General features: G+C 41.7%; 12 protein-coding genes. 11 read left to right on the top strand and 1 reads right to left on the bottom strand.

The window, feature by feature from the left end; translation table 11 throughout:
* Positions 1-65: 65 nt before the first annotated feature.
* The 10 genes from RB604_RS03570 to RB604_RS03525 all read left to right on the top strand — a co-directional run bounded on the left by RB604_RS03570 (position 66) and on the right by RB604_RS03525 (position 21,435).
* Complete coding sequence (locus tag RB604_RS03570; RefSeq protein ID WP_007479673.1) at positions 66-734, top strand: hypothetical protein; 669 nt, start codon at positions 66-68, stop codon at positions 732-734.
* 29 nt (positions 735-763) lie between these two features.
* On the top strand, positions 764-4,645 hold the full coding sequence (locus tag RB604_RS03565) for a beta-L-arabinofuranosidase domain-containing protein (protein ID WP_007479674.1): 3,882 nt from the start codon (positions 764-766) through the stop codon (positions 4,643-4,645).
* A gap of 477 nt (positions 4,646-5,122) precedes the next feature.
* On the top strand, positions 5,123-7,012 hold the full coding sequence (locus RB604_RS03560) for an alpha-L-arabinofuranosidase family protein (RefSeq protein WP_224206603.1): 1,890 nt from the start codon (positions 5,123-5,125) through the stop codon (positions 7,010-7,012).
* Positions 7,013-7,146: 134 nt separating this feature from the next.
* Entirely contained in the window at positions 7,147-9,168 is a 2,022-nt protein-coding gene (locus RB604_RS03555) for a beta-L-arabinofuranosidase domain-containing protein (RefSeq protein ID WP_007479676.1), read from the top strand.
* A gap of 17 nt (positions 9,169-9,185) precedes the next feature.
* Positions 9,186-11,813: a glycoside hydrolase family 2 TIM barrel-domain containing protein gene (locus tag RB604_RS03550; protein ID WP_055293828.1), complete on the top strand. Its 2,628-nt coding sequence runs from the start codon at positions 9,186-9,188 to the stop codon at positions 11,811-11,813.
* A 137-nt stretch (positions 11,814-11,950) separates the two neighbouring features.
* A complete protein-coding gene (locus RB604_RS03545; protein WP_044093672.1) occupies positions 11,951-14,020 on the top strand; it encodes a beta-L-arabinofuranosidase domain-containing protein in 2,070 nt (689 codons plus the stop codon).
* A gap of 21 nt (positions 14,021-14,041) precedes the next feature.
* Positions 14,042-15,583: a family 43 glycosylhydrolase gene (locus tag RB604_RS03540; protein ID WP_007479679.1), complete on the top strand. Its 1,542-nt coding sequence runs from the start codon at positions 14,042-14,044 to the stop codon at positions 15,581-15,583.
* 21 nt (positions 15,584-15,604) lie between these two features.
* Positions 15,605-17,995 carry a beta-L-arabinofuranosidase domain-containing protein gene (locus tag RB604_RS03535; protein ID WP_055293826.1) on the top strand — a complete coding sequence of 797 codons (2,391 nt, stop codon included), beginning with the start codon at positions 15,605-15,607 and terminating at the stop codon, positions 17,993-17,995.
* Between the two features lie 42 nt (positions 17,996-18,037).
* Positions 18,038-20,461: a glycoside hydrolase family 127 protein gene (locus RB604_RS03530; protein WP_007479681.1), complete on the top strand. Its 2,424-nt coding sequence runs from the start codon at positions 18,038-18,040 to the stop codon at positions 20,459-20,461.
* A gap of 5 nt (positions 20,462-20,466) precedes the next feature.
* Entirely contained in the window at positions 20,467-21,435 is a 969-nt protein-coding gene (locus RB604_RS03525) for a family 43 glycosylhydrolase (protein WP_007479682.1), read from the top strand.
* Between the two features lie 88 nt (positions 21,436-21,523).
* On the opposite strand, the gene RB604_RS03520 is transcribed toward RB604_RS03525, so the two are convergent.
* Positions 21,524-22,480: a calcium/sodium antiporter gene (locus tag RB604_RS03520; RefSeq protein WP_007479683.1), complete on the bottom strand. Its 957-nt coding sequence runs from the start codon at positions 22,478-22,480 to the stop codon at positions 21,524-21,526.
* Between the two features lie 126 nt (positions 22,481-22,606).
* On the opposite strand from RB604_RS03520, the gene RB604_RS03515 reads away from it, so the two are divergent.
* Positions 22,607-24,433, top strand: coding sequence for a mechanosensitive ion channel family protein (locus RB604_RS03515; RefSeq protein ID WP_025818987.1), 1,827 nt, complete (start codon positions 22,607-22,609; stop codon positions 24,431-24,433).
* Positions 24,434-24,458: the final 25 nt, after the last annotated feature.

The following is a 24,458-nucleotide window of genomic DNA, read 5'->3' as shown; positions in this document are numbered from 1 at the left end:
CTGCCTTTTTTTAATCCATTCGTTGTACTTTAAAGTTTGTTGGACAGACCTAATTTGAGAATAAAATGAAAAGAATTAGCGGCATACTTATATTTGTGGTCGTTTGTGTTATGCAGATGGATGCACAAAACCCGGGTGATGGTCTTTTGTTTAGCCAGTTCCAACGAGGAACGATCAAGTATCGAAATAACACTCAGCAGGAGGCTATCCTGAATTATAATACAATAGAACAAGAATTTTTATTCCTGTCTAATGATAATACTATAATGGCGATAGGTGAACCGCAAAATGTAGATATGATTATTATTGGCCATCGTTCATTTGTGCCTGCTCAAAAAGATATGTTTTATGAGATGTTGAAAGCAGGAGATACAAATTTTTTTGTTCAATGGAAATCTAAGTTTATTTCTCAAGGTAAACGCAGTGCTTATGGTGGGTATTCGGGGGCTTCTGCTATCTCCAATGTCACTTTATCACAAGGGGGAAGCGTAGGGACAGGAAGTGTAGGGTTGCATGGACGCTTAATTTCCGATGAAAAATTTAAGGCTAATACCGATTGTATTTATTATGTGATAGTAGGAGATAGGTATCGCAGTTTTAATTCACTCAAAGGATTAGTGAAGATATTTAAGCAATATAAATATCAGATAAAAGAATTTTCGGGACAACATTCGATCGATTTCGATAATCCGGATGATGTAAGTAAGCTTTTAGGTTATATTTATAGTTTGTAATAAGTTAGTTATGCTTTTAATTGAATAATATGAGAAAAATTATATACATTTTTACATTGCTGTTTTGTAACATATCTTTTGCTCAGGATAAATACGATGCTATTTTTTATCAATTTCCTAATTCGGGAGTTTCTTTTGAAGGATTATATTCAAATCCGACCAATGGAACTGCGTGTATTGGTGATTTTAATGAAGACGGTTATCCTGATATGATTGTAATGGGACCCAACTATGATGATTTTGAGACTTCTTATGTCAACTTATTGCAAAACAATGGCGACGGGACTTTTAAAAGAATCGATTTGGGTATTAGTGCTATGAATAATGGGAGTATTGCCTATACCAAGGTAGCTCCTAAACAATTTATATTGGCTTTGCAAGGTGGAACTGCCAGTCCGGCTGCAACCAATAATGCAAAAGGTTATATAGCAGAATTGAAATATGTAGGAGATGCTGTCAGTTGCCGGAAAAAACAAGATTTAGATTACGGGTTGATTGATGGAGACCTGTTTTTTATTGATGTAGATGGAAATGGACATGTTGATCTGGTGCAACTTGGAGGGGTGAGAAAGGCTTACGTTTATCTGAATGATGGAGCAAACTTATATTCTTTGACAGCAGATGTTACAGGATTGGTTGGTACTTATAGAGGAAAGTCCCTTGTCAGTGATGTAAATAATGATGGGCATTTGGATATTGTTTCAATTTCTCAAAGTGGAGGACTGCAAGTAAGTCTTTATCAGAGTAACAACACATTTATTACTGATGCTATTTCTTCTACTTATAATTTTAAGATTTATCCTCGATTGGGGTTGGGTGATTTTAATGAGGATGGCAATATCGATATTGTGGCATTTGATTATGCTTCTTCAAAGAAAGAGCACTCTGTTGTGTTTTTCTATGGTAATGGAAAGGGACAATTTACACAGGCGGCAGAAAACTCTTTTATGGGAGTTGATGCAGCAGCTGTGGCTGTGGCAGATTTTGATGGCGATGGGCATTTGGATATTTTATATTCCGGAACCAATTATAAAACACTGAAAACGGATGAAGAAGAAGGTGCTTTTACGAAAAAGGCATACATGTTATTAGGAGATGGAAGAGGAAATTTTACGCAGCATGTAAAAGCGACACCTGCCGGTCAGAGTCCGGATATTTTTTGTTTGGCTCCTGTCGGAAATGGGAAATATTATGTTGCGGACTTTGATAAAGACAGTAAACCGGATATTTTTGCTTTAGGTGAGTTGGCGGAATTAAAAGGAGGTAAATTGATGCGTTACGCCGATTTGTTTTTATCTTCTTTGAAGTATGGTTTTGGAGAACCTGTAGGAAAAACTGCTATTAAGCAAGTCTGGGAAGGCTTTCCTTACAGGCAAGTAAGGTTGGGTGAAGGACGTTTAAAGCAGGCAATGGATAAGAATATTACATATTTGAAATCATTTGATGTCAATCGTCTGTTGGCTCAGACATTTAAGTATAATTTAGGTATTGATGACTATAAACTTTATGGTGGAGCTAATGATGCTACCTTTGCTCATTACCTGTCGGCCATTTCAATGGGGTATGCTGCTACCGGAGATGAAGATTTGTTACAACGGGTAAATCATATGGTCGATGTGATGATCCAAGCACAAGATGTAATGGGAGACGGTTTGTATTCAAATAATGATGCTCCTACATGGGGATTCTATAAGATGGCCAAAGAGAAGGTAATTACCCCTTATGGATGGGATGAAAACGGGCATCCTTGGGGGAATAATAATATCGGTTTTCCTTTTTATGCACATCATAAGGCGTTTGCCGCATTCCGGGACGCTTATATTTATGCAGGCAATGAAAATGCCAGAGTGGCTTTTGTGAAATTTTGTGAGTGGTTAGTTATGTGGATGCAAAATTTTACAGATGATAATCTTCAAAAGATGTTGGAGTCCGAGCACGGTGGAATGGTCGAAGTATTGTCTGATGCATATGCGTTAAGTGGTAAAATTAAGTTTCTGGATGCTGCCAGAAGGTTTACACGCGATAATTTTGCAGCAGCTATGAGTGGAAATAGAGATGATTTATCTGGCAGGCATTCTAATTTTCATGTGCCGATGGCGGTAGGTGCAGCCATTCACTATTTGTATAGCGGAGATGAACGAAGCGGGAAAACGGCTCATAACTTTTTTCATATTGTACATGATCATCATACGTTGTGTAATGGCGGTAATGGTAATAATGAACGTTTCGGAACGCCGGATTTGCTTACGTACCGCTTAGGACAGCGAGGTCCGGAGACTTGCAGTAGCTATAATATGTTGAAGTTGGCTAAAGATTTATTTTGTCAGGAAGGTGATACGGAGTATTTAGATTACTATGAGAATACGATGTGGAATCATATTTTGGCTATCCTTTCTCCACGGAGTGATGCAGGTGTTTGCTATCATGTCAATTTGAAACCGGGAACATTTAAGATGTATAGTGACCTGTATAGCAATCTTTGGTGTTGTGTGGGTACTGGTATGGAAAGCCATGCGAAATATGTAGATGCTATTTATTTTAAGGGTGATATAGGGATCTTGGTAAATTTATTTACGCCTTCGACTTTGAATTGGGAAGAAACCGGTTTAAAGTTAACAATGGAAACGGATTTTCCGGTTACGAATAATGTGAAACTGATTATTAATGAAAGCGGTTCATTTAATAAAGATATCTGTATCCGTTATCCGTCTTGGGTGGAAGAAGGTGGTATTGCAATTACTATTAACGGTGCGAAGCAGAAGATATCTGCAAAGCCGGGAGAAATCATAAAACTTTCTTCGTCTTGGGCTGCTGGAGATGAAATATTAATAACAATTCCCTGTAAACTTCGTTTGGTAGATTTGCCCGATGATATAAATGTTTCTGCCATTTTTTATGGACCGGTATTATTGGCAGCGAATATGGGAGAAGTCGGACAATCGGATATTGGTTTTTCCTGGCCTCAGGAAGAAATTAAAGATCCGGCTCCGGATGCATATTTCCCTTCATTAATGGGAAGCCGTAAAGCGTTGGAATCTTGGATTATAAAAAAAGAGGGTACATTGAATTTTACAACCACCGGATTAGGCAAGAACTATGAAATGCAACCATTTTACGATACCCATCATTGCCGTTATAATGTATATTGGAAAATTGGAGATGGCATAGATTTGCAAAAAGAACGTGAGCTGATTCCCGACAGAGTTTTGACCGGGGTACAGGAAAGTGAGAAAGCTCATAACGTTCTTTCCTCTGGCTCTAATACCGGTGCTGCTTCATTTAATTTTTGGGGACCGACTTACAATCGCTTTAGAGATGCATCTATGGTAGGATATGTTCAATATACATTAGAACTTTTACCGGAGGAATTGCCTGCCGATAAACAGTATTATCTACAGTTAACGTATTTTGGTGACGAACCTAACGGTTATGGCGATTTTTGGATCTCTATCGATGGTCAGAATTTGGCTTATCAAAGTAGTATTAGTCGTTTGGCACGTTTGGACTTTGCACAACGTTACTATGCAATACCTCGTATTATGACGGATGGCAAGCAGAAAATTAATGTAAGATTTAGTAAAGGCAGAGTCTCTTTATATGGAGTGAAGCTGACAACAACAGATAATTTAGTTGAAGCTAAAAAAAAGTTGGATGGAGAGATTACCTCCATTCATCAAAACATTCTGCCAGGTAATGCAAATACAAATATATTTGTTGTTGATAATTGTCTACATGTCATTAATCGTAGTGGTGCAAGGATTCAAATCTTTGGCGTGAATGGGGAGCTATTAATGAATAAGGTAGTTGAAAGTGACAATGAATCGATAAAGTTGTCATTATTGAGCGGAATATATATTGTAGAGTGTACTTCATCTGCAAAAATGGAGAATCGGAAAATCTTTCTTTACTAAGAATAGCTTTTGATTTGTTGACATCCATTCTTTCTATTGTAAATTGGTCAGTTTAAGTAGACGGTGAATTGTAGTCATGAGTTGTTTTCATGTAAAGTAACTATTCGTTTCAATTTGCTGGAACGAATAGTTACTCTCTAATGAAACTGTTGGTTTCTCTTATAGGAATGGAATGGTTCCAATCGGTTGAAACTATATGAGTATTATTTCTCCGGAAAGCTTGGATTCTTTTCATTTTTAGTAGAATATTATTCATGTTTGTACTGACTCTTCTTTTTTTTTGCAATATTATTACTTAAATATATTATTATGAGAAAAGAATTATTCTTTCGGTTCATGTTTATTGTTCCTTCATTTATGGTTATTCGGAAGAAATTAAGCTTTTTTGTTTTAGCATTTTTGTGTATGACTGTGCTTGTTGCACAACCCACATTAAAAATTGATTATTCTCGGCCTGGGCCGGAAATTCCTAAGAGCATGTATGGAATCTTTTTTGAAGAGATCAACCATTCCGGCGATGGTGCTTTGTATGCAGAACTTATCCGGAATCGAGGATTTGAAGAACATGTTTTTATTTCCGGTTGTGAATATAAGGCAGGGTTTGTTTATGCACCTCAATCTCCCAATTATATAACTAATAAACTATCTAATTGGAGACACCCCTGGGATATTGAAAAACTGAAGTACACAGCTTGGAAGCTGAATAAAAATGCAGGAGAGGCTTCTTATGCTGTGGTAGATGAAAACCGGCTTCATCCGGCAACACCGCATTCCATGAGAATTGATATAGAGAAAACAGGAAAGGAGGGTACGGTCGATTTAGTCAATGAAGGATATTGGGGCGTTCCCGTAGAAAAAGGTGAAAAATATGATTTACGTTTTTATGTTCGAAAGAGTGAAAAGTATAAAGGAGGAGTGACAGCCCGGATAGTATCGTCTGATGATAAGATTTTAGCAGAGAAAAAATTTCAGATAGAGAAAGAAGGGTGGCAAGAATTCACTTCTGTCCTGAAGACATCCGGTACGGATTCAAAAGCAAGTCTCCAATTGTGTTTTGATGCTCCGGGAACAGTGTGGGTGGATTATGTTTCTCTATTTCCCAAGAAGACTTTTAGAAACAGAGAAAACGGTCTTCGCCGGGATGTTGCCCAGAAGTTGGCTGATTTGAAACCGGCTTTCATCCGTTGGCCCGGGGGATGTATTGTGGAAGGAGCTACTATTGAGAACCGTGTGAAATGGAAAGAGACTTTGGGTGATCCGATGACTCGCCGAGGCGAATGGGACTTGTGGAATTATAGAACTACCATGGGATTTGGTTATCATGAGTTTTTGCAATTTTGTGAAGATATTGAAGCCGAGGCCATGTTCGTTGCGAATGTAGGATTGTCATGCCGGTTCAGGAATGGAGATTATGTGGATGAATCTCAATTACCCGTTTATATTCAGGATATATGCGATGCGATCGATTATGCGATAGGGGATGGCACGACAGAATGGGGGGCTAAAAGAATGAAAGCCGGTCATTCAAAGCCTTTCCCTCTAAAATATGTCGAATTGGGAAATGAGAATTGGGGAGTACGCTATACGGAGATCTATACGAAATTTTATAATGTGCTGAAGCCTAAATATCCTCAAATTGAATTTATTTCGTCGATTGGTTTCGGTGATGATGAAACCCGGTTGGGCGAAGTGGATATGATAGATCCTCATTGGTATGTAAAATCGGATTTCTTTTGGAAAAACACCCACCTGTTTGATAATAAGGAACGGGGAAAATATAAAGTGTATGTAGGTGAATATGCATGCAACCAAGAGGTAGGAAGTGGAAATATGGAAGCTGCGTTGAGCGAAGCGGCTTTTATGACGGGAATGGAAAGAAACTCCGATTTGGTGACTATGTCCTCTTATGCACCTTTGATTGAGAATTCAAATCGTAGGGACTGGTGTACGAATATGATTTGGGTAAATAACGAACAGGTCATTGGACGTTCGTCCTATTATGTGCAGCAGTTGTTTAGCCAGAACAGGCCGGATACAAATTTGAAAGTTTTATCCGTGGGTGAGCCTGTACAGGGAAAAGTGGAGGTCATTGCCGGATATGATTATCAAAAAGGTGAAACGGTGATAAAGGTAGTGAATGGAGAAAGTGAAAAACTGGATTTGATTTTTGAGTTGCTTGCTACTTCTATCAGAGCAAAAGGCCGGATTATTACTTTATCTGCAGCATCCGGAAAGGATGAAAATTCTTTTGAAATTCCTCTGTTAATATCGCCTCAGGAGATCTCGTATGATAAATTTGCCAGAGAATTTACATATAATTTCAAGCCCTATTCGCTAACTGTATTGAGAATAAAAACGAGTTTATAAAGTGGGTATAAAAAGTAGGAATTTATTTTAAGAATTCTCCGATAGGTCGGTACGGGCAATTTATAGAGAAGCGGAAAGAATTTCTTGTTACTTTTCTTTTACTTTGTATCTGAATGATAAAGCAAATCTAAATTATGAAGAATAGGCAATGTGTAGGTATCTTGGTAAGTTTTCTACTGTTTTTTACATCACAGATACAATCTCAATCGGTTCGTCTGGTTGTAACCAAAAAATTTCGCTCATTCGGATTGGATGAGGTTAGATTGAAAGACAGAGAGTTTAAGTTAAGACAAAATCACGATTTTGATTATATCCGGACGCTGGAACCGGATAGATATCTGTCTCCATTCCGAAGGAATGCGGGGATAGAAGTTGATAGTAAGGGCATTCCGGTCGATAACACAAAACATTATGATGGTTGGGAATTCTTGGGTAGCAGTACTTTCGGACACTATTTGTCGGCCATTTCCATGATGTACAAAGTGACGGGGGATACAACACTTTTGCACAAAATAAATTATATAATAGATGAGCTGAATTTTATTCAAAGAAATCCGTCGTATGAAAATGAGAATTTGCGGCATGGCGCCTTGGTTGCTTTTGACCGCGATCGTCATAAGCATGTGAGGGAACCTAATTTCTTGCGGACATATGATGAGCTCAGACAAGGCCAGGTGAATCTGACCTCTGCACCGGATAATCGGGGAGCTACTGTGGAAAATGTTTATTTTAAGACTTTTTATTGGCTGAGCGGAGGGTTGTCCTGGTATACAAATCATAAGATTTATGCAGGTATAAGGGATGCATATCTGTATACGGGCAATCCTAAAGCGAAGAAGGTGTTTCTGTCTTTTTGCGATTGGGCATGTTGGGTGACAGAAAAACTGACTGACCATGCTTTTGCCCGGATGCTTTATTCGGAGCACGGGGCTATGAATGAAATGCTGACAGATGCCTATGCTTTCAGTGGGGAGAGAAAATACTTGGATTGTGCTTTTCGTTTCAACGAACAGGAAACGATGGTGCCTTGTATAGACGGGGATATAAAGAAAATAGCAGAAACGATTTCGCATACACATGCCAATGCCCAGATTCCTCAGTTTTATGGACTTATAAAAGAATTTGAATACACAGGAGACAGCTTATTTAAAGTAGCTGCTGAGAACTTTTTTAAATATGTAACGAACTATCAATCTTTTGTCACAGGGGGAAATAGCGAATGGGAGCAATTTCGTGCTCCGGGTAATATCATGGCCCAGGTAACACGCCGTTCCGGTGAAACGTGTAATACATATAATATGCTGAAAATAGCAAAAGGTTTGTTTGAACTTACCGGAGATACGCTTTACCTGAATTATATGGAGCGTGCATTGTATAACCATATATTGCCATCTATACACACTTCCCAACCGGGAGCTTTCACCTATTTCCTCTCATTGGAGCCGGGATATTTTAAGACTTTTTCCCGGCCGTATGATTCACATTGGTGTTGTGTGGGCACCGGCATGGAGAACCATGCCAAATATGGTGAATTTATCTATTTTCATCATGAGAAGGAGGTCTACGTGAATTTATTTGTTGCTTCCGCTCTGTGTTGGGAGAAGGAAGGTTTTCAGATGGAGACAATAACAGATTTTCCCTATGAGTCTGATGTCCGGTTCAGGATTTTGCAGAACAAAGGGAGGATTGCTACTTTGAAGATCCGCATTCCTCGATGGGCAAAAGAAGTTGGAGTGAAGGTAAATGGTAAAATGATAAAATACAAGAACCGGGACGGATATTTGAAATTGGAGAAACTTTGGAAGATTGGAGATCTTGTAGAATTGACGCTTCCTATGTATCTTAGAAAAGAATATGTGCCGAATTGTTCCGATAAGTTTGCTTTCTTCTACGGGCCTGTTTTGTTAGCCGGAAGATTGGGAAATGAGGGCATGCCGGATCAGGTTTTTGCCCGGGGAGAGAATGATTTTACACGTACGGACCAGTACGATTACAAAGGAAATATTCCTTTCTTCCCAAAAGGTGTTTCTGCGGATGCATGTTTGGAAATTATGGATAAGAGTGAGTTACGGTTTATATCGGGAGAAGGCACGGAGTTCATTCCTTTTTATAAGATTTTAGAGGAACGCTATTCTGTATATTGGAAAGAAGAATAATTTTAAGATAATTATCGATGAAAAAAGTAATTAGTTTATTAGGGATGATACTCCTGTGCTGCGGGATATCATACGCGACAAAAGTATCTATAACGGACAACTGGAAATTTACCCCCTCGGATAGCGAGAATTTTGCTTCATCCGGCTTGGATGATTCAAAATGGCGGACGGTAAGTATACCACATACGTGGAATGATAAAGATATCATTGATGAGCAGCGGGGATATCGACGGGCAGCTTCATGGTATCGGAAGCATCTGAATATTCCTTTGGAAATGAAAGGCCGGAAAATTGTATTATTGTTTGAAGGTGTGGGAAGTAAGGCGGATGTTTATTTGAACGGAGAACATCTGAAGACTCATATGGGGGCATACACTGCATTTACTGTGGACATAACTGGGCATTGTAAATTTGGTGAAAAAAATATTCTTGCAGTAAGAGCTGACAACAGTAGCTCTTTGGGTGAGGTGTTACCACCGGTTTCGGGAGACTTCTCTATGTTGGGAGGAATTTATCGCCGGGTTTTTCTTCAAACATATCATCCGGTTCACTTTGATTTCGAGCCTTATGCGTCGACTCCTGTATTGGTGCAGACACCTGTTGTTTCAGAGGAAAGCGCACAAGTGAAACTTTCCTGTAGAATAAAGAACGATGCGGATAAGAATAGTAAGCTGTCATTGGTTTTTGCATTGCTGGATAAAGAGGGAAAAGTTGTATCCCGGAAGAAAATGAAAGTGAAAGTCGATGTTGGGCAAAGTCTGCCGGTGGATTTAGAAATGGCTTCTGTAAATAACCCGCATTTGTGGTCGCCGGATTCACCTTATCTGTATACGCTGAAAGCCACGATTGTGGATGATAAAGAGGGTACCCTACTTCAAGAAGTGGATTCTCCCTTGGGATTCCGTTGGTTCTCGGTAGATAAAACCGGCTTCTATTTGAATGGTGAATACCTGAAGCTTAGGGGGGCGGCCCGGCATCAGGACTATTGGGGGCTGGGTGCAGCTATTCCTTCTGAAATAAATTATCAGGATATGAAATTGTTGAAAGAGATGGGAGCTAATTTTATACGTATCAGTCATTATCCCCAAGACCCGGAAATATACAGGGCGTGTGATGAGTTGGGATTAGTCGCTTGGTCGGAAATATGCATTGTCAATGAAGTAAAGAAGAATGAAACCTTTGCCTTGAATTCTGCAGAAATGCTGAAAGAGATGATTTATCAGAATTATAATCACCCGTCTGTCGTTATGTGGGGAGCTATGAATGAGTTATGGGACTATCACGATGAGGCTATTCGCTTGGCGAAAGAATTGGAACGAATAAAAAAAGAGCTTGACCCTTATAGGCTATCGTGTGTCGCTTTCCATGCATTTACGTGGGAGAAACCCTACAAACAGAATTCAAAAGAGATGTTTAACATTTCTGATATAAATGCGGTAAATGTATATGAATCCTGGTATCATGGCAATTTCTCCACTATTGCTCCTATGTTCGATAAGTTCAGGAACTATTCTGAAAACAAACCGCGTTTTCTTTCGGAGTTCGGTGCCGGTAGCGATGAACGGGTACATACATATTCTCCACGGACTTTCGACTTTTCTCCGGAGTTCCAGTTGGCTTTTAATCGTGAGTATATCAATCAGATGGAATCCAGACCGGATTATGTAGGCTATTCAATATGGAATCTGATTGATTTTCAGGTGGATGGGAGAGGTGATAGTAAGCCGAACCTGAATCAAAAAGGAATGCTTACCAGCGACCGGAAGAAGAAAGAAATATACTATTATTATCAAGCCCGCTGGAGCAAAGAGCCGATGATACATATTTTCGGAGCCGATTGGACGGAACGGGTTATGGTTTGTGACGGAGAGGTGTCTCGTCTGCCTGTGACTGTTTTCTCGAATCAAAAAGAAGTCGAGCTTTTCCATAATGGGAAATCATTGGGGAGCCATCCAGTGGTGAATGGAGAAGCGGAGTTCGATGTCTTTTTTGTTGATGGAGACAACCGGTTGAAAGCCAGATGCGGGGAGTTAGAGGATATTTTGAATATCAGCATGGTCTTACTTCCTTCCAAATTGGCAGATAATAAGCGGTTGTCCGAAGGGCTCTATATTAATATGGGGCAGGATCATTGTTACTTTACAGATCCTCTGATCCGGAAAACCTGGTTACCCGACCAACCTTATCGTCCCAGAAGTTGGGGCTATGTAGATGGAAAACCTTTTAATTCCTGGCCGGGAAGTTCTCATGACGGTGTACGGAATGGCATCGGAACCGATATAAAAGGAACTGGTCTGGAACCGCTTTATCAGACTTTTCATATGGGAGCAACGGCCTATCGGTTAGATGTTCCGGATGGACATTATGAAGTGACATTTTGCTTTGCCGAGCCGTTTAATGATCGTGAAAGGAAAGATGGGAAACATACCGGGGTATCAGAGAATGGCGAACGGATTTTTGATGTGGAGGTGAATGGCGAAATGGTTGCCCAGAGATTGAATATGGCAGAAGAGTATGGAGTACAAACTGCTTTTACTAAAACGATCTTGATTACAGTATCCGGAGGAGAAGGGTTGGACATCCGATTCCATTCTTATGAAGGCCAGAGTGTGGTGAATGGCTTGAAAGTGTTGAAATTGCGCTGATTGTTTCCTTTATATCCCTTATAAATAGCTGCTTTGATTGTTTTGTAGCCTTTTATGACAGAATAATTTTCTGAAAAAACATGGAGGTGCCCTATTTTTGTATTCGTGAAATAGTTTAAAATACAATATAGTTTTATATGGCGCGAAGATTAAGAAAAATGAGCCGAATGATGGTTTTGGGAACCTTATTATGTTCCGTTATGATATCTTGTGAGAAGGAGAATACAGACTTCTCTGTAAAGGTAATGGAACGTCCGGTGACAACAGAAGTAAGTGTTAATTATACGGGTAACAGGGCACCGTTGAAACCTTTGAATTTCATTAAGCTTCCAGTGGGTGATATTCAGCCCAAAGGATGGCTGAAAAAATATTTATTATTACAAAAGGAAGGGTTGACCGGAAGATTAGGGGAGATCAGTGCCTGGTTGGAAAAGGAAAATAATGCCTGGCTGATGTCGGGGGGCAATCATGGATGGGAGGAAGTTCCGTATTGGTTGAAAGGATATGGAAATCTGGCCTATATATTAAAAGATTCCGCCATGATTGCCGAAACGAGAGTCTGGATTGAAGCCGCTATTGCCAGCCAGCGTGAAGATGGATACTTTGGGCCGGTAAACGAACGGAATGGCAGAAAGGAATTGTGGGCGAATATGGTTATGCTGTGGTGCATGCAGTCCTACTATGAATATTCTCAGGATTCAAGAGTGCTGGATTTGATGACTGCCTATTTTAAGTGGCAATTGACGGTTCCGGACAAGGACTTCTTAAAAGATTATTGGGAAAACAGCCGGGGAGGAGACAATCTGTATAGTGTCTATTGGCTTTATAATATTACGGGTGATAAGTATTTGCTTGATTTGGCAGAAAAGATACATCGTAACACCGCCGACTGGACAAATGAGGCGCATTTGCCGAATTGGCATAATGTGAATATTGCACAATGTTTTCGCGAACCGGCTACTTATTATATGCTTTCGGGAGACTCTGCAGATTTGCAGGCATCGTATAATGTGCATAATCTCGTTCGTCGTATTTATGGGCAGGTGCCCGGTGGAATGTTCGGAGCGGATGAGAATGCACGGCTTGCTTACATCGATCCGAGGCAGGGTACGGAGACTTGTGGCTTTGTAGAGCAGATGGCTTCCGATGAATTATTATTGCGTATGACGGGAGATCCGTTCTGGGCCGAACACTGTGAAGAAGTGGCTTTCAATTCTTATCCGGCGGCCGTTATGCCGGATTTCCGTTCGTTACGCTACATAACATGCCCGAATCATGTGGTAAGTGATTCAAAAGATCATAAGCCGGGTATTGACAACGGAGGTCCTTTCTTGGCAATGAATCCTTTTAGCAGCCGTTGCTGTCAGCATAATCATGCACAAGGCTGGCCTTATTATATTGAGAATCTTGTTTTAGCTTCGGCCGATAATGGATTGGCGGCTATTATTTACGGAGCATGTACTGCAACGGCGAAAGTCGGGACAAACAGTGTACTTGTTACATTGACTGAAGAGACGAATTATCCGTTTGAAGAAGAAATCAGATTTAAATTCGATATGAACGGGAAAGCGGAATTTCCTTTTTATCTGCGTATCCCTTCTTGGTGTCCGAATGCCCGTATAGCAATCAATGGCAATGAGGTCACGTCGGAGCTAATTGCAGGCCAGTATGTGCAAATCCACCGCGAATGGAAGAATGGAGACATCGTGACTTTGCAAATGCCCATGTCTTTGAATGTAAAGAGATGGCAAACCAATAAAAACAGTGCCAGTATTAATTACGGGCCTTTGACTTACTCTTTATTGATAAAGGAGAACTATCAAAAGGTAAACAGTGAAGAGAATGCTATTTGGGATTCCAAATGGCAGAAGGGCGCTGATGTGAACGCATGGCCTACTTATGAAATATATCCGGATAGTCCTTGGAATTATGCTTTGAAGTTGGATGACGCAGCTCCGGAAGAAAATCTGATTGTGGAAAAAAGGGAATGGCCTTCGGATGATTTTCCATTTACAATACAGAATGTCCCGTTTCTTATAAAGGCCAAAGGGCGGAAAGTTCCTTCCTGGAAAATAGATAAATACGGCTTGTGCGGCATGCTTCCGGAAGAGAATTGTAGTAAAAGCGATACTTTGGAGGATATCACCCTTATCCCGATGGGAGCGGCACGTCTACGTATTTCTTCGTTTCCCGTTGCTCAAGATTGAAATTTATAAATAAGATTGTTTATGAAAAAGAGATTATTATCAGCTATCCTTTTTTTGAGTTTTTGTTTAGTCGGCCTTTGGGCAAAGGAGGATATTCGTATTATTAATCCGGTTTTGCCCGGAGACCGACCCGATCCTTCTATTATAAAAATAGACGGTGTGTACTGGGCTGCGGCTACCTCTAATGAGTGGAGTCCTCTATTCCCTATTTTTAAATCGAAAGACATGCAGAATTGGGAATTGGTGAACTATGTTTTTCCCGGGGGAGCTCCTGAATGGGCATTGAACAATTTTTGGGCGCCGGAGTTGTCTTATGATGAAAAACAGAAGAAAGTGTACTTATACTATACGGCAAGAGTAAAGTCATCGAACAGGCTCGCATGTGCGGTAGCAGTTGCAGATAGTCCGATGGGAGAGTTTACGGATTTAGGACCTTTAGTAGCTCAGGAACCCGGTTCTATCGATGCATTCGAGATGAGGGATGAGAATGGAAAACTCTATCTTTTGTGGAAAGAAGACGGAAACAGTATGGGGCTGCCTACTCATATGTGGGCACAGCAGATGACGGAAGACCGTACTCGTCTGACCGGGGAAATGCATTCTCTCTTTTATAATGATACTCCTTGGGAAGAGGGTTTGGTCGAGGGAATCTGTGTCACTAAAAAGAATGGGTATTTTTATGCGCTTTATTCAGCGGCAAGTTGTTGTGATAAGCGATGTAATTATAAAACGGGAGTGGCCCGATCTAAAACACTGTTGGGCAAATGGGAGAAATATGAAAAGAATCCGATATTGGTTGATAATGCCGATTGGCGATGCCCGGGACACGGAACTTTAGTGGAGAAAGACGGAAAACAGTATTATCTTTATCATGCATACAACCGCACGGGATCTGTTTATGTGGGGCGCCAGGGTGTTTTAGAAGAACTCTTCTGGGGAGAGGATGGCTGGCCTTATTTTAAAAATGACGTTAAATACGACCGTCTGAATACATCGTTGGATTTTGAAGACAATTTTAAGGGAAAGACATTGAATGCCCTTTGGCAATGGAGAGTAACACAAACCATTCATTATACGACCGGCAAGAAAGGCTTGGAGTTGGGAGCTTCGACAGATAATCGCGATCTGGGAACTTTGTTGGTTCAACCTATCAAATCATTGAATTTTACATTGGAAGCAACGATCGACACTCGGAGGAGTACTTCGTATGCCGGTATCGGTATCATTGGAGGCGCGCATAACGGCTTCGGGGCTCCTTTGGCTGGGATCGGAGTATCTGTGAAAGGAGGAAGAGTGGAAGTCTGGAAAACGGTAGACGGCAACTCCGCAACGTTAGCTGAAAGCCCGATGGATATTTCGGAGATTGCCCGGATACGTATGATCGTACGCGATGGTTATAAACTTGATTTTGAATATTTGAACGACGGTGGATGGATTTCCTTGGCAAAAAGGGTGGATGCTTCTTCCTATGTGCCCTGGGGCATGGGATTTCGTATAGGATTGTGTGCAAAAGGGGAGGATGGTACTTATGCAAACTTCCGCAAAATAAGTTTGATTCATTGATTGGATAAAAGAGGATAAAAAATGAAATTCAATAGGTGGTTATTTATTATATTAAGTTTGAGCGTAAGCAAGATGTTTGCCTCAGAGTGTGAGCAGGTGAGTAAGGTGCCTTGTACTCATACTCCGGTATGGCAGTCTTTTTCGTTGTCGGATGTGAAACTGACGAGCGGTATCTTTAAGGGGGCGATGGATTTGCACAAAGGTTATCTTTTGTCTCTGGATGTAGATCGCTTGATTCCTCATGTAAGGAGGAATGTGGGGCTTACGGGGAAAAACGAGAATTACGGGGGATGGGAAACACATGGCGGTTGTACTTATGGGCATTATATGTCGGCATGTGCTATGATGTATGCTTCGACGGGTGAAAAAATATTCCGGGATCGGTTGGAATATATGATGGACGAGTTGAAAGAATGCCAGCAGCAGACACAGGACGGTTGGTTTATCAGTGGTGAAAGGGCGAAAGAAGGATATCGGAAGCTGCTGCATGGAGAGGTCTTTTTGAATCGGCCGGATGAGACAAAGCAACCTTGGAATTATAATCAGAATGGTAATTCCTGGTACTGTATTCATAAAGTGTTGGCTGGTTTAAGGGATGTATATCTGTATGCCGGCATACAGAAAGCTAAGGAGATATTGATGCCTTTGGCCGATTTCATTGCCGATATTGCTTTGAATAGCAATAAGGATTTATTTCAGAGTACATTGAGTGTGGAACAAGGAGGAATGAATGAGGTCTTTACGGATATTTATGCTTTTACAGGCGATTATAAGTATCTGGAAACTGCCTGTCGTTTCAATCACATCAATGTGATTTATCCGGTGGCCAATGGCGAAGATGTGTTATTCGGTAGGCATGCCAACGATCAGATTCCGAAGTTTATCGGTGTGGCCAAAGAGTATGCTTATGATACTAAAGAGATTTACCGGAAGGCGGCGGAAAACTTTTGGGACATGGTGGTAAATAACCATACGCTGGCGATTGGCGGAAACAGTTGTTATGAGCGTTTCGGAATGCCGGGAGAAGAGAGCAAACGGTTGGATTATAGTTCGGCAGAGACTTGTAATACCTACAATATGTTGAAATTGTCCCGCCTTTTATTCATGATGAACGGCGATTATAAATATCTGAATTATTACGAGCATGCTTTGTATAATCATATTTTGGCTTCTCAGGATCCGGATATGGCAGGATGTGTCACTTATTATACCTCTTTACTGCCGGGTTCGTTCAAGCAATACAGCACTCCGTACGATTCTTTTTGGTGCTGTGTTGGCACAGGTATGGAAAATCATGCCAAGTATGCCGAATCCATATACTTTAAAAATGGTAATTCTCTATTGATAAACCTGTATATTCCTTCGGAATTGAACTGGAAAGAACAAGGGTTCCGGTTGAGGTTAGATACCGATTTTCCGGAGTCGGATACAATTTCGGTGTGTGTGGTGGATAAAGGTCGGTTTTCCGGTTCTGTCATGTTGAGGTATCCCGAATGGGTAGAGGGAAATCCAGAAATGATGTTGAATGGCAGGCCGGTGAAACTTGAATACGGCAAGAAGGAATATATCCGTCTGCCGGATTCTATAAAGTCGGGCGATACGATAAAAATCGTTTTACCGCGGAAACTGTCTGTCAGATATGCAAAGGATGAACCCCATTTCGGTTCCATCATGTATGGGCCGATACTGTTGGCAGGAGAATTAGGAACAGTCGTTCCCGGTAGTGATCGCGTTTCCGATAATCGCGGGCTTCGTAAAGAACTTCCTGCACAGAACATACCGGCTTTGGTTGGTTCTTTGGCTGATTTGGACGAGTGGATTATTAAAGACTCTGCTTCTCCGTTGCATTTCACTGTGAAAAATGAAGGTAAACAGAAAGATGTCAGTCTGATTCCTTATTTCCGGATGCATCATCAATACCACACGGTTTATTGGAAAATATATTCTCCCGATGAATATGCGTATCGCAGAAAGGTACTGACCGATGTGGTGAAGATAGGTGATGAAGCGAGTGAGAAAGAGCATCAATTACAAGGCCGGAACGATTCTGTATATTGGCATGATTTCTTCTGGGCGCGGAATGCCCGTTACCGGATGGCGGGAGATGGCGGATGGTTTTCTTATTCTCTGGCGATCGACAAGAAAGAACGGAATCCGTATTATCTGATTTGCCGGTATTGGGGTGACGAACCAGATACCCATGTTTTCGATATCTATGTGGATGATAAATATCTGGAAACGGTTCATTTGAATCGTAAGTTATATTTGACCTATGTCGACGATGTCTATAAGATACCGGAAGCATGGACTCACAATAAGAGTCATGTGAATGTTTCCTTCAGAGCAAAAGAGGGAAAACGGGCTGGCGGCTTATATGAATTGAAAATAACAGCCGACCCCGATTACAGATAGATTGGCAGTGTATAAACTATAAAAACATATTCATTAATACTTATGAAAAAGATCTTTTTGGCGATATGGGCGATCGGTTCGCTATGCGCATGTGAAACAATAGAAGAGAAGGTAGATTATACGTATAAGGAAGTACCTTTTACCGATGTTCACTTTACCGACAATTTTTGGCTTCCCCGTATTGAAACGATACGGAATGTGACGGTTCCGTTTGCTTTTCGCAAGTGCGAGGAGACGCATCGCATCGATAATTTTGCAGTGGCTGCCGGTATAAAAGAAGGAAAATTCAACTCTCCTTATCCGTTTGATGATTCGGATGTTTATAAAATAATGGAGGGGGCATCTTATCTTTTAGCGGTGAAAGAAGATAACGGGCTGGATGCGTATATGGACAGTCTTATCTCTCTGATCGGGGCAGCCCAGGAACCGGACGGTTATTTGTATACGACCCGCACGATCGGGGGAAGCTCTATTCACCCTTGGGCCGGTAAGAAAAGGTGGGAAAATGAGCGAGACAACAGCCATGAGTTATATAATGTAGGACATATGTACGAGGCTGCTGTGGCCCATTATCAAGCCACGGGAAAGCGCGATTTCCTTGATATTGCCATTAAAAGTGCGGATCTGTTGTGCAATACTTTTGGGCCGGAAGAGGGAAAACTGACGGTTGCCCCAGGGCATCAGGAGGTTGAGATCGGATTGGTGAAGCTATACCGTGCTACCGGAGACCGGCGCTATCTGGATCTGTCTAAATTCTTTCTGGACGCAAGGGGTAAATATGACAAGTATGACCGTAACAGCAAGGATCAGTTCAGAAGCGGCGCTTACTGGCAGGATCATAAAGCGGTAATCGACCAGGATGAGGCAGTGGGGCATGCTGTTCGTGCTGCTTATATGTATTCCGCGATGACGGATGTGGCTGCATTGAGGAACGAACAAACCTATCGGGTTGCAGTTGATAATTTGTGGGACAATGTAACAGGTAAAAAGATGTATATAACTGGTGGTATAGGTTCCACCCGTCACGGAGAAGCTTTCGGGAAAAACTATGAATTGCCCAACAGTACAGCCTACTGCGAAACTTGTGCTTCCATTGCCAATTGTATGTGGAATCTGAGGATGTTCATGCTACACGGTGATGCCAAGTATATCGATGTGTTGGAGCGTTCTTTGTATAATGCCGTATTGAGTGGCATCAGCCTGGATGGTAAGGAGTTCTTTTATCCGAATGTACTTTCTTGTGATGAAAATGGGGCGGAACGCAGCGAGTGGTTCAATTGTTCCTGCTGTCCTTCCAATCTGTCCCGTTTCGTGCCTTCTATTCCCGGCTACGTTTATGCTACTTCGGATGCAGGAGTATACGTCAATCTGTATGGAGCTAATCAGGCTGGCATCACTTTGGGGAATGGAAAGCGCATCGATATGAGTCAGAAAACATCCTATCCTTGGGAAGGGAATATCGAGTTGACAGTTACGCCGGAAAGCAAACAGGAGTTCAGTATCATGCTTCGTATTCCGGGATGGGTTGACAACCGGCCTGTTCCGTCCGATTTGTACACCTATATGAATGCCGATGAGAAGAAAATCGTAATAAAGATTAATGGTGAAGTGCAGAATGCACCGATAGAAAAAGGGTATGCTGTGCTGGCAAGAAAATGGGAACCGGGTGATGTGATTCAATTGACTCTGCCGATGGAGGTTCACAAGAACAAGGCTAATGATAAAGTGGAAGCTGACATTAATCACCTCTCCGTAGAGCGTGGCCCGATTGTTTACTGTGCGGAATTTGCCGATAATAACGGTGCGGTTCTGAATTATGTACTTAAATCCGGTGATGAATTTGCAGTATCGCCTGCACCTGCCCTGTTCGATGGAGTGAATCTGTTGAAAGGACATGTAGACCGGGTAGTGGCAGATAAAAATTATGAAGTGATAAAATCAGTGAAAGATTCCCTGACTTTGATTCCGTATTATGCCCGTTCGCATAGAGGGAATGGTGAAATGACGGTGTGGTTTCCATCCGATGACAACATTCTGAAGAAGCAACTGGTTGAACGGGGCCGTATAACGGATAAAGTGATTATCGGAAAGAAGAGTTCGGAGGATGAACACCAGATGAAAGGAGTAAGTACAAATACAGGTGGCCCGAATACTTGGCGTGATGCTTCAAACGGTGGCTGGTTCTCTTATACAGTTGCAGTAAATCCGGACAAGCAGATGGAGTTAGTTTTGACCTACAGCAGTACGGACGGTGGAAACCGGGAATTTGAGATACTGGTGGACAATAAGAAGATTGCGGAACAGAAACTGCGTGCCGAAACGTTTAGTGCATGGATAGATAAGGTATATCCCATACCTTTTGAATTGACCAAAGGGAAAAAAACAGTGACGGTTAAAGTACAAGCTTTACCGGGCAAAATTGCCGGTGGTGTATTCGGATTAAGAACTCAAAAGCAAAAGGATTGATGCATATGAAGAGTTATGTAATAAGCATCTTGGTCTGTTTTTATTCTGCTTTTTCGCTGGCTCAGACAATGATGTTCGGCGATACGAGTAGATTGGGCCGTCCGTTTTCAAAAGATCCGCACGTCATTACTTTCAAGGGTAAGTATCTGATGTACTATTCCATTCCTCCGAAGGAGAACTCCACAGAAGTGGCGGGTTGGGGAATAGGGGTAGCCGAAAGCAGGAATCTGAATAAATGGGAGAGGGTTGGAGAAATAACTCCGGCCGCCCCTTACGAGGCAAAAGGATTATGCGCTCCTTGTGCTCTCGTGCGAGAGGATACTGTGCATCTCTTTTATCAGACGTACGGCAATGGTAAAAAAGATGCTGTCTGTCATGCCTGGTCGGTAGATGGGATAAACTTTGTCCGTAATGCGACGAATCCCGTTTATGTTCCTACGGCTACATGGAATTGTGGCCGTGCAATCGATGCCGAGGTTGTGTTCTGCCGGGACAAATACTACTTGTATTATGCAACCCGTACTCCCGATTATAGCACTCAGGTCATTGGTGTGGCTGTGGCCGGCAAAGGAACTTCATTCAACCGGGAAACGTGGAAGGACGCTTGTGACCGAGCCATACTCGTTCCTCAATACCCGTGGGAAGGTAAATGTGTGGAAGGACCTTCCGTTATACCGATGGGTGACTGGATGTTTATGTTCTATGCCGGAGCTTATAATAATGATCCCCAACAGATAGGGGTAGCTCGTAGCAAGGATGGTATCCATTGGGAGAAGATGAGCAACAAGCCTTTTCTTGCTAACGGAGATGCAGGTAGCTGGAATTATTGCGAATCGGGGCATCCCCATATTTTTAAATCACCCCAGGGGAAAACTTATCTGTTTTATCAGGGAAACGATGATTTTGGAAAAACATGGTTTTTATCGAATATCCGGATTTTTTGGAAAGGCGACAAGCCTTATTTGGAAAATTAAATAATATGTCAATGTGCCAATTAGTATTTAGCGGAATAGCACAGCTAATTGGTACATTGACATATTGTTGCATTGAAATAATTATTAATTATAACTTGAAAATAAGAGCTGTAGTATAAGCTATATAGCAAAGTATCATAATCCCTCCCTCAATTCGTGTGATCGTACGTTTGGCGAAGAATAACCCGAATAGCCAGAGCAGTATTCCTGAGCCGACGAGTACCCATAAATCGAAGTTGGTAATTCCGTTCAACCTTAACGGAGTGATAGAGGCACTACATCCAAGCACAAAGAAGATATTGAACAGGTTACTGCCGATCACGTTTCCAATCGCTATTTCCGGGTTCTTCTTCAATGCGGCTACGATCGAAGTGGCCAGTTCGGGCAGAGAAGTTCCCCCGGCCACTAAAGTAAGTCCGATAATCGATTCGCTTACACCCAGGCTGCGGGCAATATTGCTGGCTCCTTCCACAAACCATTGCCCGCCGAAAATCAGTCCGGCAAGGCCACCTATAATATAGAGAATGGAGCGGCACATAGGTAATTGGCGTATTTCTTCATCTTGCCCTTCACCGTTACTGCCCGATGCAATGGCGAACGTGTATCCCATAAAGATGGCGAAAAAACACAGTAACAACAATCCGTCGGTGATGCTGATGACATTTTCTGTGGCATGGTTCAGCAATATATCGTTGGCACAGATCAGCAATGCGATGGATGAAAGTATACAAAGGGGAATTTCTTTCCTTAATGTATTCCGGGTAATAACGATCGGGGCGAATAATGCGGTACAGCCTACTATCATTAATGTATTGAAGATATTGCTTCCCACTACATTTCCGATAGCGATATCTGCGCTTCCTTTCAGGGCGGAAGAGACGCTGACTGCGAGCTCCGGGGCGGATGTACCGAATGCGACAATGGTAAGTCCGATAACGATAGAAGGAATACGGAATCGTTTGGCAACGGATGCGGCACCGTCTGTCAGTCCGTTGGCACCTATCAGGATGAGGAGGAGGCCTCCGACAAGAAGTAATATATCCATATGGCTTTTAGATTTTTGCGCAAATATAATGATTCTACTTTGATGATATATCAAAAACATTGTGTATGTTTGGTGCATCTTTTTAAATTATGCTGTCCGTGAATGGAGGTAACTAAGTCGTGTTGTATGAAAAAGAACCGTTTGTTTTGTCTTTTTATCTTATTAGTATTGGTCGGTGGGGTATCGGCTCAGTTAGTAGAGAAAGTCCGTGAATTCCTTGCCGAAGAAGATACGATGAAGACTGTTCCTGTCATACGAACAGACTCGGATTCATTAAATATAGCCAAGATGCGCGAGGAGTTGGAAGCTGCACGGTTGAATGAAGCCAATATGCGGATGGAGATGGAACAAATGAAATTGCGGGCATATGCTGCCGATTCCGTAAAACTGGCTTTACAGAGGTTGCGTATCGATTCATTGCGTAAATTTACTCCGGGTGTTCCTGTAGTAGTGGAAGGAGACACGCTTTTCTATATATTTGCCAAACGTGGCGGTCATACTCCCCAACAGCGAGCGGAAATGAATGCTGCGGCTATCACCGAGTTAGGTAAACGATTCAATTTGCAGCCGGACTCTTTATATTTGGAAAGCAGTGATATCGTTACCGATCTGATGTATGGAAATAAAGTACTTGCCTCATTTACCGATCAAGATGGTTTGTGGGAAGGGCGTACACGCGACCAGCTCGCTGCCGATAAACGTCAGGTAGTAGTGCACAAACTGAAAGAGATGAAAGAAGAGCACGGGTTGTGGCAATTGGGCAAACGGATTCTCTATTTCATTTTGGTATTGGTCGGGCAATTTTTATTATTTAAGGGAACTACTTGGCTGTTCCGGAAACTGAAAGTGCGTATTCAGAAGCTTAAGGACACGAAATTGAAGCCTATTTCTATTCAGGATTATGAGTTGCTGGATACTCAGAAACAGGTAAATCTGCTTATATTCTTATCAAATCTGCTTCGCTATGTTTTCATGCTGTTGCAGTTGTTGCTTACCGTACCGTTATTATTCTCTATTTTCCCGCAGACAAAGAATCTTGCTTATCAGATATTCTCATATATATGGAATCCTGTAAAAACTATATTCAGCGGTGTAATAGAGTATATTCCGAACCTGTTTACGATCTTTGTCATATGGTATGCAGTGAAATACCTGGTGCGGTTTGTGCATTATCTGGCTACGGAAGTACAATCTGAAAGACTGAAATTGAACGGTTTTTATCCGGATTGGGCTATGCCTACTTATCATATTGTACGCTTTTTACTATATGCCTTTATGATTGCGATGATCTATCCCTATCTTCCGGGGTCTGATTCAGGTGTTTTTCAAGGTATTTCGGTTTTTGTCGGTTTGATTGTTTCTTTGGGATCGAGTACCGTTATCGGAAATATCATTGCAGGATTGGTTATTACTTATATGCGCCCGTTTAAATTGGGTGACCGTATCAAACTGAACGATACTACTGGAAATGTTATTGAAAAGACTCCTCTCGTGACACGTATAAAAACGCCGAAAAACGAACTGGTTACCATTCCGAATGCTTTTATCATGTCGTCACATACCGTGAACTACAGCGCATCGGCGCGTACATACGGATTGATCATCCATGTAGAAGTAAGTATCGGCTATGATGTTCCTTGGCGTAAAGTACATGCGCTGCTGTTGAAAGCAGCCAAAGCAACCTCGGGTGTGATGGCCGATCCGGAACCTTTTGTACTTGAAACAGAGCTACAGGATTGGTATCCGGTGTACCAGATTAATGCCTATATAAAAGAGGCCGATCAGTTGACGCAAATTTATTCTAACCTGTATCAAAGTATTCAGGATGTGTTTACAGAAGCGGATATCGAGATAATGTCTCCACATTATATGGCTGTGCGGGATGGGAATGAGACAACTATACCCAAAGCTGGTGTAAAACCGGAAGATACGAAAGAGGGCATCCCTTGCTGATGCGTTACAAAAGTAAGGGAACGGT

Source organism: Bacteroides salyersiae (assembly GCF_031172035.1).
In the GTDB taxonomy this organism is placed as follows: Bacteria; Bacteroidota; Bacteroidia; order Bacteroidales; family Bacteroidaceae; genus Bacteroides; species Bacteroides salyersiae.
The sequence above is the reverse complement of the archived record's forward strand: the minus strand, read 5'-3'. Positions and strand labels throughout refer to the sequence as shown.